Raw genomic sequence first — 15,877 nt, forward strand, 5'->3', positions numbered from 1 at the left:
GCTGGCGATTCTCATGGGAAGAACACTGAAAATTGCGCAACTTTTTGCGCACCGCTTGCAAAAAGTTGCGCACTCTCTCGGAGCCCTTTGGGTATTTGTTCCCTAGCGTTCTATCCACAACGTTATCAACCAAAAAGTTGCACAGTTCTTCATTGGCAAGGCAGCCGAAGATGGGGCGCGCACTATCACACGACGCAGCACCGGTCCCCCGGCCACACAGATCACCCGAGCGAAGTTTGCTGGGCAAATACGAGACGATACGTACCTGCGGATAGCGACGGTTGGTTGGTCGCTTTCAATGGTGGAGCGCCGCACGGTTTCGTTCCAGCGGCCCTGGGTGAAGGAAAGTGAGTTATTGGAGAGGTTGGGGGCTGAACGATATGGCCAGTTATGGCCAAAAGCCCTCTATGGAGAGGGCTTTTGGGGTAGGGCCAGCAGGGGTGTTCTGCTGCGGGGAACCGGAGGTGCGGTTCTTCGCCTTTCGGCCAAGGCTCAGTTGATCTGTGCGCCCTTGGCGATCCAGCTGCCGATCAGGTTGCGTTCTTCCTGGGTCATCTGCGTGATGTTGCCCAGCGGCATGATCTGCGAGGCCACGGCCTGGGCCTGGATCTTCGGTGCCAGTTGCTGGATCTGCTGCGGGGTGTCGAGCATGATCCCGCCTGGCGCGGTGCTGAACAGTTGGCTGGTCGGTTTCGCCGAGTGGCAGACGGTGCAGCGCTCCTGGATCACGTGATGGACCTTGTCGAAGTCGGCTCCGCTCGCGGCCCCGGCATTGGACGCCTGGGTCGCGGCAGGCGCGGCTGGTGCGTCGCCGCCGGTCGCCGGTTGTGCCGGTGCCGCCGCCGGGGTGCTGGCCAGCGGTGCGGAAGCCTGCTGGTAGTTCGGCGTGGTGACGAAGGCCAGGGCGATCATGCCCAGCGCGCCGGCGGGCAGTGCCCAGGCGAAGCGGTTGCTTTCGTGGCGGGTGTTGAAGTAGTGGCGTACCAGTACCGCGAGCACCGCGATGGCGGCCAGGATCAGCCAGTTGTACTGGCTGCCGTAGGTGCTCGGGAAGTGGTTGCTGATCATGATGAACAGCACCGGCAGGGTGAAGTAGTTGTTGTGCCGGGAGCGCAGCAGGCCCTTGGCCGGCAGCACCGGATCGGGCTCGCGGTTTTCTTCGATGGCTTTCACCAGCGCGCGCTGGGCCGGCATGATCACCCTGAACACGTTGCCGACCATGATGGTGCCGATGATCGCGCCGACGTGCAGGTAGGCGCCGCGGCCGCTGAACACCTGGGTCAGGCCGTAGGCGGCGGCGACCAGCAGGACGAACAGGACCAGGCCGAGCAGGGCAGGGGTCTTGCCCAGCGCCGAATCGCAGAGGATGGTGTAGACGAACCAGCCGCAGACCAGCGAACCGATACCGATGGCGATGGCCGCCGCCGGCGCCAGGTCGCTGCCGGGGGCGATCAGGTAGAGGGTCGGGTTCAGGTAGAACACGATGGTCAGCAACACCACCCCGGACATCCAGGTGGAGTAGGCCTCCCATTTGAACCAGTGCAGGTTCTCCGGCATTTTCGGCGGAGCCAGCTTGTACTTCTCCAGGTGGTAGATGCCGCCACCGTGGATTGCCCAGAGGTCTCCGGACAGGCCTTCACGCGGGTTGCTGCGGTTGAGGTTGTTCTCCAGCCAGACGAAATAGAACGAAGCGCCGATCCACGCGATCCCGACGATCATGTGAATCCAACGCACCAGCAGGTTCAGCCATTCGATGAGATGTGCTTCCACAGTCTTGTACCTCTTGCCCTGGCCGGCGGACCGGCGGCAGGACCTCTCTTATTGGTTTGATTGGGGGTCGAGGAGGAGCTGTTCGTCCTCGGTGAAGAAATGCTCGTCGCAGTTGTTCCCGGAACCGCTGCGATCGACCACCAGGAAGTCATCCCGCTTTTCGATCGTCAGCACCGGATGGTGCCAGACGCCGCGGTGGTAATTGACGCCCTGCCTTCCGTTGGTCAGGAAGGCGCGGACGAGGCCCGGTACAGGTACATCGCCAAGTGGCGCGACCACGACCAGAAAGGGGTTGCCGAGCAGCGGGATGAAGGCCTGGCTGCCCAGCGGATGGCGTTCCAGCATGCGGATGCGCAACGGCATTTCCAGCTTCTCGGCGCTGAAGATGCTGATGATCGCGTTATCTTCCGGCTGCGCGGTCTCGACTGTGGCCAGCTTGTGATAACGGCGGGTGGAGCCGTTGTTGATCATGAAATAGTCGCTGCCGGCGGTTTCGATCACGTCACCGAACGGGGCGAAGGCTTCCTTGGTCAACGGCTCGATCTTGAGAGTGCGCATACTGATCCTGTCGATTCTGTTTGTTGTATTCCGGACGCACGCGGGGCCCGGGTCTCACGGTAATTGTGGCCTGCCGAACAGGCGCAGGCGGCTGACGCCGCCGTCGGGAAAGATGTTCAGGCGTACATGGGTGATCGGGCCGAGGGCGTTGAGGTGCCGCTCGAACCGGTGTTCCTGGTGCATTTCCAGCTTCTGCGCTGGCAGCAGCTCGCGCCAGAAGAGGCTCTGCGCCTCGATCCGGGCCTCGTTCCCGCCTTCCACGAAGGCGGCCTGGATGCTGCAGCTTTCCGGATAGTTGCCCTTGAAGTGCAAGGTATCGACGACCGCCGCCTCGATGCTGCCGGGATGGCCGAGGGCGACGATCACCCAGTCGTGGCCCGGCGTGCGGCGGCGGCCGGTTTCCCAGCCGTCGCCCATGTTGATGGCACGTCCGGGGTTGAGCAGGTTGCCCATGCGTCCGAAATGCTGGTCGGAACAGGCCAGCGCCCGGCCGCCGTTGACCGCTGCGGCCAGGTCGAGCGCCGTTCCCGGCGGCTGGCTGCTCCAGTCGCGGTAGGGCACGCCATAGAGGCGCAGGCGGGCGATACCGCCGTCCGGGTAGATGTTCAGACGCAGGTGGGTCCAGGGACGTTCGTCGTCTATCGGGTGGTAGTGATGGCTATCGCCCTGCAGCCCCACCGCCGGCAGCACTTCGCTCCAGGACGTGCTGTCGTCCGGGTCGCCTTCGGTGCAGAAGCAGCCATCCAGGGAAGCCGCCGGCGGATGGTTGCCGGTGAAGAAGCGGGTGTCGATGTCGACGCCCTTCAGCACGCCCGGCACACCCAGGCGGATCACCGCCTGGTCATGGCCCTCGAAGCGCTTGCGGCGGGTTTCCCAGCCGTCCATCCACTTGCCGCTGTCGTCGAACACGCCTTCCTTCCACACCGGTTCGCCGGCCTGCAGCATGCGGCTGGCGGGGGCGAACCATTCGTCGCTGACGGCGACCACCTGGCTGCCCAGGCGCGCGTCGGCGAGGTCGAGGTAGTGGCGGAAGGGCGCGTGTTCGGCGTTCATGCTCGTCTCCGCAGGCCTCAGAGCTGCTGCAGGCGGAACAGGGCGATCTTGTTGATCTCGGCCAGCGCGGTAGCGAACTCCTCGTCGGCGGAGTGCTGGATGCGTTCCTCGAAGGCCGCCAGGATCTGATGGCGGTTGCTGCCCTTCACCGCCTTGATGAAGGGGAAGCCGAACCTGGCCTTGTAGGCGTCGTTGAGTTCGGTGAAGCGGGCGAACTCCTCGGCGCTGCATTCGTGAATCCCGGCGCCGGCCTGCTCGGAGGTGCTGGAGGCGGTCAGTTCGCCACGGATAGCCGCCTTGCCGGCGAGGTCCGGGTGGGCGTTGATCAGCGCCAGCTGGGCCTCGCGGCTTGCCGACAGGAGAATGTCGGCCATGCGCTGGTGCAGGCCCTCGATATCGTTGAGGCTGTCGTCGATACCCAGGTCATAGGCCTTCTCGGCGACCCAGGGGGAGTGTTCGTAGATGTCGGCGAAGGCTTCGACGAAGGCCTCGCGGGACAGCGAGGCGGGGGTCAGGGTCTGGAAACGGCTCATGCCTCGGTCTCCTGGAAAGGATGCTCACGGTGCCAATGGCGGGCGATGTCTTCGCGGCGGGCGAACCAGACCTTGTCGTGGCTCTGCGCGTACTGGATGAAGCGCTCCAGGGCGGCCATCCGCGCCGGGCGACCGATCAACCGGCAATGCAGGCCGATGGAGAGCATCTTCGGCGCCGTCGCGCCTTCTTCGTAGAGCACGTCGAAGGCGTCCTTCAGGTACTGGAAGAACTGCTCGCCATTGTTGAAGCCCTGCACCTGGGTGAAGCGCATGTCGTTGGTGTCCAGGGTATAGGGAATCACCAGGTGCGGTTTCTCCGCGGTGCTGGCCGGGTCCCAGTAGGGCAGGTCGTCGTCGTAAGTGTCGGAGTCGTAGAGGAAGCCGCCTTCCTCCATCACCAGGCGCCGGGTGTTCGGGCCGGTGCGTCCGGTGTACCAGCCCACCGGGCGCTGGCCGGTGAGTTCGGTGAGGATGCGGATGGCTTCGAGCATGTGCTCGCGCTCCTGGGCCTCGTCCATGTACTGGTAGTCGATCCAGCGGTAGCCGTGGCTGCAGATTTCGTGGCCGTCGGCGACCATCGCCCTGATCACCTCAGGGTTGCGCTGCGCCGCCATGGCCACGGCGAACACGGTGAGCGGCACGTTGCGTCGCTTGAACAGCTTGAGCAGGCGCCAGACCCCGGTGCGGCTGCCGTATTCGTAGAGCGATTCCATGCTCATGTGGCGCACGCCCTGCAAGGGCTGGGCAGCCACCATCTCGGAAAGGAACGCCTCGGACTCCTTGTCGCCATGCAGGACGCAGCGCTCGCCACCTTCTTCGTAATTGAGCACGAAGGACAGGGCGATGCGCGCATCGCCGGGCCAGTGAGGGTGGGGAGGGTTGTTGCCGTATCCGATCAGGTCGCGTGGGTAGTCAGCGCTCACAGCAGTGTTCCTTATTGTGGATGGGGCGGCGGGCCGGACGGGCCGGGGATGCCGTGATGGATTTATTGTATACAAGTTTGCCTGCGGTCTGTAAATACAATCCTGCTTGCCGATCCCTGCCATTCATCCAGCAAAAAACCTGCCCGACTGGTCAGTTAGCGAAGAATGAGGCCCTGCGGGGTGGGGCTTGTGGAAGGAATGCCCGATTTCGGGGCGGCTGCCGCATTTTCGGTTGTGGCGGTGTTTTTTGTATACAATTCATCGAAAGATAACTTATATTGCTTCGCAAGCGGCTCCCTGGCGGGCTGCAAGCGAGCGGCGCCGGGCAGGTCCCGGAGCGATCCCCATCGAACGAAGGCAAGAGGAGGAGTGGTGTCCGCCAGCGGGCGCCCGCAACCCATGGGACGTTTGACCACGCATGTACTGGATTCCGCACACGGCTGCCCCGGCCATGGCATCAAGATCGAGCTGTACCGGGTAGAAGGCCAGCAACTGGAACTGATCGCCACCACCCTGACCAACCACGACGGCCGCTGCGACCAGCCGGTGCTGCAAGGCGAGGACTTCCGTCCCGGGGTCTATCAACTGGTGTTCAACGCCGGCGACTACTATCGCGCCCGCGGCGTGCAATTGCCGGAGCCGGCATTCCTCGACCAGGTGGTGCTGCGTTTCGGCATCGCCTCCGCCGACGATCACTACCATGTGCCGCTGCTGATCTCGCCCTACAGCTATTCGACCTATCGCGGCAGCTAGGTGCGTGCCACGAAACATTGACTCCCTGAGTCCTTTTCCCTGGCCCGCCGTCGAGCGGGCCTTTTTTCGTTCGCGGGGAAGGCGCCGAGGGTTGCCGGTTATCCGCCATCTGCGGGGGGGGGGCAGGACGATGCGGCGCAAGGTGTGAATGGGCGACGGATGAGGCTGTGCGTCGCGAGCCCTGCGGGGCAACGACAGGTTCGAGGCGGATAGCCGCGTGCGGCCATCCGCCATCCGGGCGGGTCAGAGGAAGATGAACTTGGCGACGAAGATCACGAACAAGGCATAGAGGCTGGCCGAGACTTCGCGGTGCTTGCCGGTGAGGACCTTCATCGCGACGTAGGTGATGAAGCCCAGGGCGATACCGTCGGCCACCGAGAAGGTCAGCGGCATCATGATCACCGTGACGATCGCCGGGATGGTCTCGGTGTGCTCGTCCCAGTCGATGTGCGCCATTCCGCCCATCATCAGCATGGCCACGTAGATCAGCGCGCCGGCGGTGGCGAAGGCGGGGATCATCCCGGCCAGCGGGGCGAAGAACATCGCGGCGACGAACAGCACGCCGACCACCACCGCGGTGAGCCCGGTACGTCCGCCGGCGGCCACGCCCGCGGCGCTCTCCACGTAACTGGTCACCGGCGGGACACCGAGCATGCCGCCGAACACGCTGGAGGCGCTGTCGGCCTTCATCGCTTTCGACAGGTTCTCGATGCGCCCGTCCTCCTTCACCAGGTGCGCGCGCTGGGCGACGCCCATGAGAGTGCCGGCGGTATCGAACATGTGCACGAAGAGGAAGGCCAGGATCACGCTGATCATGGTGACGTTGAACGCGCCGGCGATGTCCATTGCCAGGAAGGTCGGCGCCAGGCTCGGCGGCGCCGAGAACACCCCGTCGTACTGCACCAGGCCGAGGGCCCAGCCGACCAGGGTGACGCTGAGGATGCTGATGAGGATGCCGCCGAACACCCGGCGGTACTCGAGCACGGCGATCATCAGGAAGCACAGTGCCGCCAGCAGCGGGCCGGGCGAGGTGAGGTGGCCGAGCTTGATCAGGGTCGCCGGGCTGGCCACCACGATGCCGGCGGTCTTCAGGCCGATCAGGCCGAGGAACAGGCCGACTCCCGCACCCATGGCGAACCTGAGGCTGCGGGGGATGCTGTTGAGCAGCCATTCGCGGACCCGGGAGAAGGTCAGCAGCATGAACATCACCCCGGAGATGAACACCGCGCCCAGGGCGATCTGCCAGCTGTAGCCCATGGTGCCGACCACGGTGTAGGTGAAGAAGGCGTTCAGCCCCATTCCCGGCGCCAGGCCCACCGGCCAGTTGGCGTACAGGCCCATCAGGAAGCAGCCGAGGGCGGCCGCCAGGCACGTGGCGACGAACGCCGCGCCGTGGTCGATGCCGGCGTCGGCCATGATGTTGGGATTGACGAAGATGATGTAGGCCATGGTGATGAAGGTGGTCAGCCCGGCCGCCAGCTCGGTCCTGACCGTCGTACCATGCTGGCGGAGCTTGAACAGGCGTTCGAGCAGGCCGGTGGCGGGCGGTGTCGCAGCGTAGATCCCTTGTTCTTCTTGTTTGGTGCTTTCCACAGCAGGTACTCCTCATCGCTCTTGTTGTTAGGTCCTGCGGGCCGGTTGGTTACCAGGTCCCTGACGCGGCTCGAAGGTGATGTGAGGGCACGATTTTCTGACCTTTGGGTCAAGAACTCGTGCGAGCGATTATGCCTTTGTATACAAAAAGGTCAAAGAATGTTTGAGGGTGTTTCGCCACATTTTTATCAGCTTTCCGTCACGCGTCCTTCCGGGCGGTGCCGCGCGCTCGGAACGAGGGGCGGAAAGGGGTGGTGCGCCGGATGCCGCTGCTTGTGTACACTATTTCGCTATCAGCCGCCGGCGTGCCTCACCCACGCCCGTGAGCGAGGATCAGCCCAGGCCACAAGCCGGACGCACAAGGTTCGAGACCGATGACCGATCAGTTGCAACACATCAGGAAGCCGCCGCGCACCGGCAAGGCTGCCCGCAGCGGTACCCAGGACGAGATCGTCTACGCCCACATCTTCGACGCCATCCTCGAACAACGCCTGGCCCCCGGCACCAAGCTGAGCGAGGAAGCGCTCGGCGAGATATTCGGCGTCAGCCGCACCATCATTCGCCGCGCCCTCTCGCGCCTGGCCCACGAGCAGGTGGTGCTGTTACGGCCGAACCGCGGCGCGGTGGTCGCCAGCCCGAGCATCGACGAGGCCCGGCAGATCCTTTTCGCCCGCCGCACCGTCGAGCGCGCCATCACCGAACTGGCCACCGACAACGCCACCGCCGAGCGCCTGGCCGAGTTGCGCGAGATGGTGGTGCAGGAACAATCCAGCTTCGCCCGTGGCGACCGGGGCGCCGGCATCCGCCTGTCCGGCGAGTTCCACCTGAAGCTCGCCGAGATGGCGCGCAACGCTCCTCTGGTGAGTTTCCAGCGCAGCCTGGTGTCGCAGACCTCGCTGATCATCGCCCAGTACGAAAGCGGCGGTCGCTCGCACTGCTCGTTCGACGAGCACAACGAGATCCTCGACGCCATCGAGAAGGGCGACAAGGAGCGCGCGGTGACCCTGATGATGCACCACATGGAGCATATCGACAGCAAGCTCAACCTGGAGAGCGACAACGCTTCCGGCGACCTGCACGCGGTGTTCTCGCACCTCCTCGGCGGCAAGAAGAAGCCACGCCGGGCCAAGGCCGACAGCGACTCGGCGGCCTGATCCGAAGCATGGAAAAGCCCCGCGATGCGGGGCTTTTTCGTTTCCGCTGTCCCGTCCTGAATAAGGTTTACACCTCCCATGCCGATTTTCCGGAGAGCTAGATGGAGCAAGGTATAAACCTATTTCAGGATTAGACGCTCGGCTTTTTCAGGGGATCGCCAGGCGGCCGATCCGGTCATTTTCCAGGCTGCCGAAGTAGAGCTGGTCGCCCACCGGCTTCGCCGAGGTGATCATGCGCAGGTGGTGGCCGCTGGTGTCGTGCAGGCTGCGGACGATCCTGCCCTGTTCGTCGATGGCGATGACCAGCCCGTAGGCGGTCGGCTTGGGCAGGAACATGCGCGGCAGCTTGGCCAGCTGCGCCTTCAACCAGGGATGCCGGTGGAGGAAGTCGGCGTCGGCCTTGCGCGGGGTCGGCAGGGCCACCCAGAAGGTACCTTTGCGGTCGCCCTGGAGGTTGTCCGGCAAGCCCGGCAGGTTGTCGATGAACACCTCGTGCTGGCCGGCCTTCTCGCCTTTCAGCCAGTAGCGGGTGATGCGATAGCGGTAGGTCTCGTTGACCAGTACGAAGTCCTCGTTTGCCGAGAGTGCCACGCCATTGGCGAAGTACAGGTCCTTGAGCAGCACCTCGGTCTTGCCGGTGGACGGGTCGTAGCGCAGCAGGCGGCCGTGCGGTCGGGCCTCAAGCAGGTCGAGGATGTAGTCGGGCTGATGGAACTTGCTGGAAGCGTCGCTGAAGTAGATGCGGCCGTCGCTGGCGATGTCGAGGTCGTCGGTGAAGGCGAAGGGGACGCCGTCGGCCTCGGTGGCGAGGGTTTCCACCTTGCCCTGCGGATCGATGCGAAGCAGGCCTTTCCAGGCGTCGGCGAGGATCAGGTTGCCGGCGGCATCGAAGTCCATGCCCAGCGGGCGGCCGCCGGTGTCGACGAAGGTCTCGACCTTGCCGCTGGCGTCCAGGCGTACCACGCGGCCGTCGGCGAGACCGGCATAGACGCGGCCCTGGCTGTCCACGGCGGTGTCCTCGGGGCCGTGCAGTTGGCCCTGGCCAAGCAGCTCGGCCTTCATCAGGGTGTCGTTGGGTTCGAGGACCCCGGTCATCTGCGGAGCGGCCGGGGCATCCCAGGCGAGCGGGTCGATCGGGCTGGTCTTCAGGGCCAGGTAAAGAGCCGCGCCAGCCAGCAGGAGGACGATTATTCCGCTGAGCTTCTTCATGCAGTTCCCTTGTTCGGATTGTCGGACAAGGGGCGGAGTATGGACATTCGCTACGTTCATCGGCAAGCGCGGTGCCGAGCGGAATGCTCGCAGGGCGCGAGGCTCTATATAATGCGCCGCACTTGACCAAGGAGATGTTCGTGACCGCGCCCGAAATCCAGTGGATCCGCGATGATGCCAGCCTGGCGCAGCAATGCCGGGAATGGCGCACACAGCCGTACCTCGCGCTCGATACCGAGTTCATGCGCGTCGATACCTTCTATCCCGCGGCCGGTCTGGTGCAGGTGGGCGATGGCCGGCAGGAGTGGCTGATCGATCCGCTGCTGATCCAGGACTGGAGTCCCTTCGCCGAACTGCTCGAAGACGAGCGGGTGGTGAAGGTGCTGCACGCCTGTAGCGAAGACCTCGAGGTGTTCCTGCGCCTCACCGGCAGCCTGCCGGTGCCGCTGTTCGATACGCAGTTGGCCGCCGCCTATCTCGGCATGGCCCATTCGATGGGCTATTCGAAGCTGGTGAAGGAGGTGCTGGACATCGACCTGCCCAAGGACGAGACCCGTTCCGACTGGTTGCAACGGCCGCTCACCGAGATGCAGATGCGCTACGCCGCCGACGACGTCCAGCACCTCGCCCAGGTCTACCTGGCCCTGGATGCGCGGCTGAGCGAGGAGAAACGCGCCTGGCTGCTGGAGGACGGCGCCGAACTGGTCGCCAACCTCTGCCGCGAGAGCGATCCGCGCGAGGCCTACCGCGAGGTCAAGCTGGGTTGGCGGCTGCGTCCGCAGCAACTGGCGGTGCTCCGCGAACTCTGCGCCTGGCGCGAGGAGCAGGCACGCCTGCGCAACCGGCCGCGCAACCACGTGCTGCGCGAACGCACCCTGTGGCCGCTGGCGCGCCTGCTGCCGAAGAACAAGACCGACCTGGCGGCGATCGAGGACATGCATCCGCGCACCGTGCGCCAGGACGGCGACTTCCTCATCGAACTGATCGCCCAGGCTGCGCGCCTGCCGCAGAGCGAATGGCCCGAGGCGCTGCCCGAGCCGCTGCCGCCGGAGGTCACCCCGCTGCTCAAGAGCCTGCGCGCCATCGGCCAGCGCGAAGCGGAGACCCTGGGCATGGCGCCCGAGCTGATGCTGCGCAAGAAGATCCTCGAGGCACTGCTCAAGAGCGGCTATCCCGAAGGTCCCTACGAACTGCCCGATTCCCTCCGCGGCTGGCGCCGCGAACGCATGGGCCAGGCCCTGCTGGACGCCCTGGAGAGCGCATGAAACGAATCTGTTCCGTTTACAAGAGCCCGCGCAAGAACGAGATGTACCTCTACGTCGACAAGCGCGAGGCGTTGAGCCGCGTGCCCGAGGCCCTGCTGGTGCCGTTCGGCGCGCCGCAACATGTCTTCGACCTGCTGCTCACCCCCGAGCGCCAACTGGCCCGCGAGGATGTCGCCAAGGTCCTGGAGAACATCGAGAAGCAGGGCTTCCACCTGCAGATGCCGCCGGGCGAAGAAGAGTACATCGAGCATCTCCCGGAAGAGTTGCTGCGCATGAACGACCCGCTCTGACGCGAGCCGTACCCCGCTGGCGCCGGCTTCCCGGCGCCACTTTCACGACGTGAAACCCGCTCTGTGCAAGGCTGCGCCTTCGGTGCATGATGTCCGCAAGATGTCGCACGATAGCGGAACCCCTGGCAGCGACCGTGGTCTACCAGCGCCAATCCTGCTGCTCTCGAGGGCTTCCCTCCAGGAGCCGTGATGCATGAAAGAACAATATTCTCCGGCCTGATCGCCAGCCCTTGTCCGGCTTGGCAGTGTGACCCATGCGCTTGCTGATTCTCGAACGTGACCACGCTCTCTATGCCGCGCTGCTGATGGCGGCCGACCCCAGCCTGAAGGTGGTGGCGGGGGACGACCCCCTGCAACTCATCGACGCCGCCAGCGAGTGCTCGATCTGGCTCGGCCAGCCCGACCTGGTGGCGCAGATGCTGCGCCAGGGCGTGCATCCGGTCTGGGTGCAGTCGACCTGGGCGGGCATCACGCCGCTGCTGGCCGCCGACCTGCCGAAGGACTACAGCCTGACACGCGCGGTAGGCATCTTCGGCCAGGTGATGAGTGAATACCTGCTGACCTACATGCTCGCCCACGAGCGCCAGTTCCTCGGTCGCCTGGCCAGCCAGGTCGGTTCGCAATGGGATAGCCGCACGCCTGGCGGGTTGCGTGGCCGGCAGGCGGTGATCGTGGGTACCGGGGAGATCGGCCAGGCGGTGGCGCATACCCTGTCCGGCTTCGGCATGGACCTGACCGGGGTGGCGAAGAATCCGCGTTCGCTGGTGCCGTTCAACCGCATGGGCTCGCTCGACGACCTCGGCCGCCTGGTGGAGACGGCCGACTACCTGATCAACCTGCTGCCCGACACCCCCGATACCCACGACATCTACGACCGTGCGCTGTTCGCCCGGCTCAAATCCACGGCGCTGTTCATCAACGCCGGGCGTGGCGTCGCGGTGGTGGACGCCGACTTGGTGGCGGCGCTGGAGAACAACCAACTGGCCGGCGCGGTGATCGACGTCTGCCGCGAAGAGCCGCTGCCGGCCAACCACCTGTTCTGGCATACCCCGCGCCTCTTGCTGACCGGCCACACCGCCGCGCCGACCCTGCCGGGGGCGATGGTCGAACTGTTCCGCGACAACCTCGCGCGCTTCTGGGCGGGCACCGCCATGCGTGGCGAGGTGGACTTCGCTCGCGGCTACTGAGCCGCGTTCCCTCAGGCAGCGAGCGGGAGCAGCGGATTCACCTCGACGGTGATGTGCACCAGTTCCTCATGCTCGGCCAGGCGGCGCTTGAAATAGTCGGCGCTGCCTTCCTCGGTGGTCAGCAGACTCAGCAGGCAGGCGTACTTGCCCTGGCCGACCTGCCATAGGTGCAGGTCGAGCAGTTCCGCCGGCAGCGGGCTGCTGGCGATCGCCGCGCGGATTTCCGCAGCCACCGGCGCATCCATCTGCGCATCCAGCAATACCCGACTGCTCTGCCGGATCAGGCCGCATGCCCAGACACTGACCAGTACCGCGCCGACGATACCCATCAGCGGGTCCAGCCAGGCCGCGTTCCACAGCAGGCCGCCGGCCAGCGCGACGATCGCCAGCAGCGAGGTGGCGGCATCCGCCAGCACGTGCAGGTAGGCGGCGCGCAGATTCAGGTCGTGCCGGTGGGCATGATGGTCGTGGTCGTGGTCGTGGTCGTGGTCGTGGTGATGGTGCGAGTGGCCGTGCCCGTGGTGGGCATGGCCGTCGCGCAGCAGCCAGGCGCAGGCGAGATTGACCAGCAGGCCGAGCGCGGCGACCAGCATCGCCTGCTGGTAGCGGATCGGGCTGGGGTCGAGCAGGCGTTCGACCGATTGGTAGAGCATCAGCCCGGCCACCAGCAGAAGCAGCAGGGCGCTGGTGTAGCTGCCGAGCACCTCGATCTTCCAGGTACCGAAGCTGAAGCGCGGGTCGTTGGCATAGCGCCGCGCGGCGCCGTAGGCGAGTACCGCAAGACCCAGGGCCAGGGCATGGGAGCTCATGTGCCAGCCGTCGGCGAGCAGGGCCATGGAGTTGAACAGCCAGCCGCCGGCGATTTCCGCGACCATCATGCAGGCGGTGAGCAATACCGCCCAGCGCGTGTTGCGCTCGGCCAGCGGGTTGCCCTGGTCGAACCGATGGGAATGGCGCAGGGGCTGGGTAGTCGGGGTGCCGGGCATTTGCTACTGTCCTGTAGAGACGTCGAAAATATACTATACCCCAGTATATTACCTGGAGGAGAGAGCGGTGGCCCATACCATCCATGGGAAGAAGAAGCTCCTGGCGCGGGTGCGCCGCATCGCCGGGCAGACCCGGGCGCTGGAGCAGGCGCTGGAAGAGGGCAGCGAATGCGCGGCAGTGCTGCAGCAGATCGCGGCGATCCGCGGTGCGGTGAACGGCCTGATGAACGAAGTGCTGGAGGGGCACATCCGCGAACACCTCGGCGCCGAGCAGGCGAGCGCGGAACAGCGTCGCGAAGACCTGGAACTGGTGGTGACCGCGCTGCGTTCCTACCTGAAGTAGCCATGTGCCGGCCGGTGCTTGGCCTGGAAGGGGCGGGGGACTAGACTATCGCGCCTTTTCACCAGCCCCCGATGCCATGGCCGCCAAAGTCGAACCCTTCTGGAAACGCAAGACCCTCGCCCAACTCGACCAGGACGAGTGGGAGTCGCTGTGCGACGGTTGCGGCCTGTGCTGCCTGCAGAAGCTCGAGGACGAGGACGACGGCAGCGTCTACTACACGCGTATCGCCTGCAAGCTGCTCGACCTGCAAAGCTGCCGCTGCACCAACTACGCCGAGCGCATCCGTTTCGTCCCCGACTGCATCCAGCTCACCCCGGCGCAGGCCGACGAGTTCCAGTGGTTGCCGCCGACCTGCGGCTATCGCCTGGTTGCCGAAGGCAAGGACCTGCCGCTCTGGCACCACCTGGTCTGCGGCGACCCGGAGCGGGTCCACAAGGAACGCATTTCCCAGTCCGGGCGCATGCTCAGCGAGACCCAGGTGGCCGAGGACGACTGGGAGGACTACCTGATCTTCCGCGCCGGCTGAGCTCGCGTCCGTCGCACTTCCTTACCTTGTGAAATGATATGTATTATCATTCGCATATTTGCGAAGGGACTTCCGTATCCGACGGAAGCGGGGAGGCGAGGTGTTGCAGCGGGTCAACGGCGCGGGGGGCGCCGCCGGAGGATGCACGGATGGATGAGCGCTTCCGTGGTTCCGTCTCGCATGCCTATCAGGCGTTCCATGGCGAGTTGCTGCGCTTCCTGCGCAAGCACCTGGGCAGTTCGGCGGACGCCGCCGACCTCGCCCAGGATACTTTCGCCCAGTGGCTGAAATGGCCGGGCCGGCAATCGGTCGAGCAGCCGCGCGCATTTCTTTTCCAGATCGCCCGCAACCTGTTGCGCGACCATTGGCGCCGGCAGCAGAGCCGCGGCCAGGATCTCGACCGGCCGGCGGCGAACGACGAACCCGCCGCGCTGGAAGGCGAGGCGGCCGGGCCGGGCGAGCGTTTCGAACAGCAGCAGCGCCTCAGCCACCTGGCGGCCGCGCTGGCCGAGCTGCCGCCGCGGCGGCGCGAAGCGTTCGTCCTGCACAAGTTCGACGGCCTGTCCCAGGTCGAAGTGGCCGAGCGCATGGGAATCTCCCTGAGCATGGTGGAAAAGCACATCGCCAGCGCCTTGCTGCACTGCAAGCGGCGGCTTGGCCAGGGAGGCGAAGGATGAAGCCGCTGGAACGACTGGAACCGCTGTTCGCCGACGAAACCGAAGAGGACATCGATCACCGCGCCGCCTACTGGTTCAGCCGGCGTCGTTCCGGGCATTTCAGCGCTGCCTGCCGGGCTGAGCTGGAGGATTGGCTACGCACCGATCCGCGCCATCGCGAAGCGCTCGAGGGCATGGAGCGGCTCTGGCGCGAATTCGACGGCCTGCCGCGCCCGGCGCTGGACGATATTCCCGAGCCGGTGCCGGCCTGGCGCCTGCCACGGGCGCTGGCGGCGGCGTTCTTCGTGTTCTGCGCGCTGCTCGTCGCCACCCTGTTCTGGCGCGACCAGTCGCTCGGGCCGAACCTCGCCTACGGCACGGCGCCTGGCGAGCAGCGCGAGGTGGTCCTGGCGGACGGCTCGAAGCTGTTCCTCGACGTCGATACCCAAGTGCAGGTGCGTTACGCCGAGCGCACCCGCGACGTGCTGTTGAAGAAAGGCGAGGTGTTCTTCGTGGTCAGCCACGATCCGGCCCGGCCGTTCCGGGTCGGCAGTGGCGACAGCCGGGTCACCGTACTCGGTACCCAGTTCAGCGTCCGGCGCAACGCGCAGGCCCTCGCCGTGGCGGTGAAACAGGGGCGCGTGGCGTTGCAGCCGTCCCTGGAGAAGGATGCCGAACATGTGCTGCTGGCTGGCGACAGCGCGCGCCTGGACCTCGCCGACCAGCGCCTGGAACTCGGCCATGTGGCGCCGGAGCAGGTCGCCAGTTGGCGCGATGGGCAACTGGTGTTCCGCGACAAGCCGCTGGGCGAACTGGTGGAGGAACTGTCGCGCTATCGCGCCGCGCCGATCCGCCTGGGAGATCCCCGGCTTGCCGGCAAGCGGGTCTCCGGCACGGTGCGGATCGCCCGCCCCGACGATTTTCTCCTCGCCCTGCCGGCGCTATTGCCGGTGCGGGTACAGCCGCAGGCTGGCGGCGAGGTGCTGATCCTGGCGCGCTGAGGCTCGTCTTCAGCATTAATGAAAATATTTTTCATTCGCATATGTGGGTTTTTCTCCCTGCTGCGTCTTCTCTGCTG

The 15,877-nt window shown here is 65.5% G+C and carries 17 protein-coding genes; 9 read left to right on the forward strand and 8 right to left on the reverse strand.

All coding sequences use genetic code 11. The features are described from left to right. Positions 1–492: 492 nt before the first annotated feature. The 5 genes from AC4OR5_RS16675 to puuE are packed head-to-tail and all read right to left on the reverse strand — an operon-like array spanning position 493 to position 4,837. The gene (locus tag AC4OR5_RS16675; RefSeq protein WP_003083321.1) at positions 493–1,770 is read right to left on the reverse strand and encodes a urate hydroxylase PuuD; all 1,278 of its coding nucleotides are present in this window, start codon (positions 1,768–1,770) and stop codon (positions 493–495) included. A gap of 48 nt (positions 1,771–1,818) precedes the next feature. Continuing rightward, the gene (locus AC4OR5_RS16680; RefSeq protein WP_003083329.1) at positions 1,819–2,328 is read right to left on the reverse strand and encodes an ureidoglycolate lyase; all 510 of its coding nucleotides are present in this window, start codon (positions 2,326–2,328) and stop codon (positions 1,819–1,821) included. 54 nt (positions 2,329–2,382) lie between these two features. Further along, entirely contained in the window at positions 2,383–3,381 is a 999-nt protein-coding gene (alc, locus tag AC4OR5_RS16685; RefSeq protein ID WP_009876177.1) for an allantoicase, read from the reverse strand. A gap of 17 nt (positions 3,382–3,398) precedes the next feature. Next, complete coding sequence (gene uraD / locus AC4OR5_RS16690; protein ID WP_003087205.1) at positions 3,399–3,914, reverse strand: 2-oxo-4-hydroxy-4-carboxy-5-ureidoimidazoline decarboxylase; 516 nt, start codon at positions 3,912–3,914, stop codon at positions 3,399–3,401. Further along, positions 3,911–4,837, reverse strand: coding sequence for an allantoinase PuuE (puuE, locus tag AC4OR5_RS16695; RefSeq protein ID WP_009314756.1), 927 nt, complete (start codon positions 4,835–4,837; stop codon positions 3,911–3,913). Before puuE ends, uraD begins: the two co-directional genes overlap by 4 nt. Positions 4,838–5,209: 372 nt before the next feature. Between puuE and uraH the strand changes: the two genes are divergently transcribed. Further along, positions 5,210–5,590: a hydroxyisourate hydrolase gene (gene uraH / locus AC4OR5_RS16700; RefSeq protein WP_003087207.1), complete on the forward strand. Its 381-nt coding sequence runs from the start codon at positions 5,210–5,212 to the stop codon at positions 5,588–5,590. A gap of 243 nt (positions 5,591–5,833) precedes the next feature. On the opposite strand, the gene AC4OR5_RS16705 is transcribed toward uraH, so the two are convergent. Beyond that, positions 5,834–7,183 (reverse strand): NCS2 family permease, encoded by a 1,350-nt coding sequence (locus tag AC4OR5_RS16705; protein ID WP_023099760.1) that lies wholly within the window; start codon positions 7,181–7,183, stop codon positions 5,834–5,836. Between the two features lie 374 nt (positions 7,184–7,557). Between AC4OR5_RS16705 and AC4OR5_RS16710 the strand changes: the two genes are divergently transcribed. Continuing rightward, positions 7,558–8,337, forward strand: coding sequence for a GntR family transcriptional regulator (locus AC4OR5_RS16710; RefSeq protein WP_003083340.1), 780 nt, complete (start codon positions 7,558–7,560; stop codon positions 8,335–8,337). Positions 8,338–8,484: 147 nt separating this feature from the next. Here AC4OR5_RS16710 and AC4OR5_RS16715 read toward each other — a convergent pair whose 3' ends face one another. Then, positions 8,485–9,546 carry an SMP-30/gluconolactonase/LRE family protein gene (locus tag AC4OR5_RS16715; RefSeq protein ID WP_003082649.1) on the reverse strand — a complete coding sequence of 354 codons (1,062 nt, stop codon included), beginning with the start codon at positions 9,544–9,546 and terminating at the stop codon, positions 8,485–8,487. Between the two features lie 140 nt (positions 9,547–9,686). Between AC4OR5_RS16715 and rnd the strand changes: the two genes are divergently transcribed. From rnd to AC4OR5_RS16730, 3 genes are all read left to right on the forward strand, one after another. Beyond that, the gene (rnd, locus tag AC4OR5_RS16720) at positions 9,687–10,811 is read left to right on the forward strand and encodes a ribonuclease D (protein WP_003109272.1); all 1,125 of its coding nucleotides are present in this window, start codon (positions 9,687–9,689) and stop codon (positions 10,809–10,811) included. Beyond that, on the forward strand, positions 10,808–11,101 hold the full coding sequence (locus tag AC4OR5_RS16725) for a YcgL domain-containing protein (protein WP_003082651.1): 294 nt from the start codon (positions 10,808–10,810) through the stop codon (positions 11,099–11,101). The genes rnd and AC4OR5_RS16725 overlap by 4 nt, the downstream gene beginning before the upstream one ends. Positions 11,102–11,355: 254 nt before the next feature. Then, entirely contained in the window at positions 11,356–12,288 is a 933-nt protein-coding gene (locus AC4OR5_RS16730; protein ID WP_003086815.1) for a D-2-hydroxyacid dehydrogenase, read from the forward strand. 11 nt (positions 12,289–12,299) lie between these two features. Here the strand turns inward: AC4OR5_RS16730 and aitP are convergent, their stop codons facing one another. Further along, entirely contained in the window at positions 12,300–13,274 is a 975-nt protein-coding gene (aitP, locus tag AC4OR5_RS16735; RefSeq protein ID WP_031636387.1) for a CDF family iron/cobalt efflux transporter AitP, read from the reverse strand. A gap of 67 nt (positions 13,275–13,341) precedes the next feature. Here aitP and AC4OR5_RS16740 point away from each other — a divergent pair, with 67 nt between their 5' ends. The 4 genes from AC4OR5_RS16740 to AC4OR5_RS16755 all read left to right on the forward strand — a co-directional run bounded on the left by AC4OR5_RS16740 (position 13,342) and on the right by AC4OR5_RS16755 (position 15,800). Further along, a complete protein-coding gene (locus AC4OR5_RS16740) occupies positions 13,342–13,617 on the forward strand; it encodes a metal/formaldehyde-sensitive transcriptional repressor (protein WP_003082658.1) in 276 nt (91 codons plus the stop codon). A gap of 76 nt (positions 13,618–13,693) precedes the next feature. Continuing rightward, on the forward strand, positions 13,694–14,143 hold the full coding sequence (locus AC4OR5_RS16745; RefSeq protein ID WP_003082662.1) for a YcgN family cysteine cluster protein: 450 nt from the start codon (positions 13,694–13,696) through the stop codon (positions 14,141–14,143). 149 nt (positions 14,144–14,292) lie between these two features. Further along, entirely contained in the window at positions 14,293–14,820 is a 528-nt protein-coding gene (locus AC4OR5_RS16750; protein ID WP_003082669.1) for an RNA polymerase sigma factor, read from the forward strand. Then, the gene (locus AC4OR5_RS16755) at positions 14,817–15,800 is read left to right on the forward strand and encodes a FecR family protein (protein WP_058155870.1); all 984 of its coding nucleotides are present in this window, start codon (positions 14,817–14,819) and stop codon (positions 15,798–15,800) included. Before AC4OR5_RS16750 ends, AC4OR5_RS16755 begins: the two co-directional genes overlap by 4 nt. Positions 15,801–15,877: the final 77 nt, after the last annotated feature.

The organism is Pseudomonas sp. YA1, from assembly GCF_058680555.1.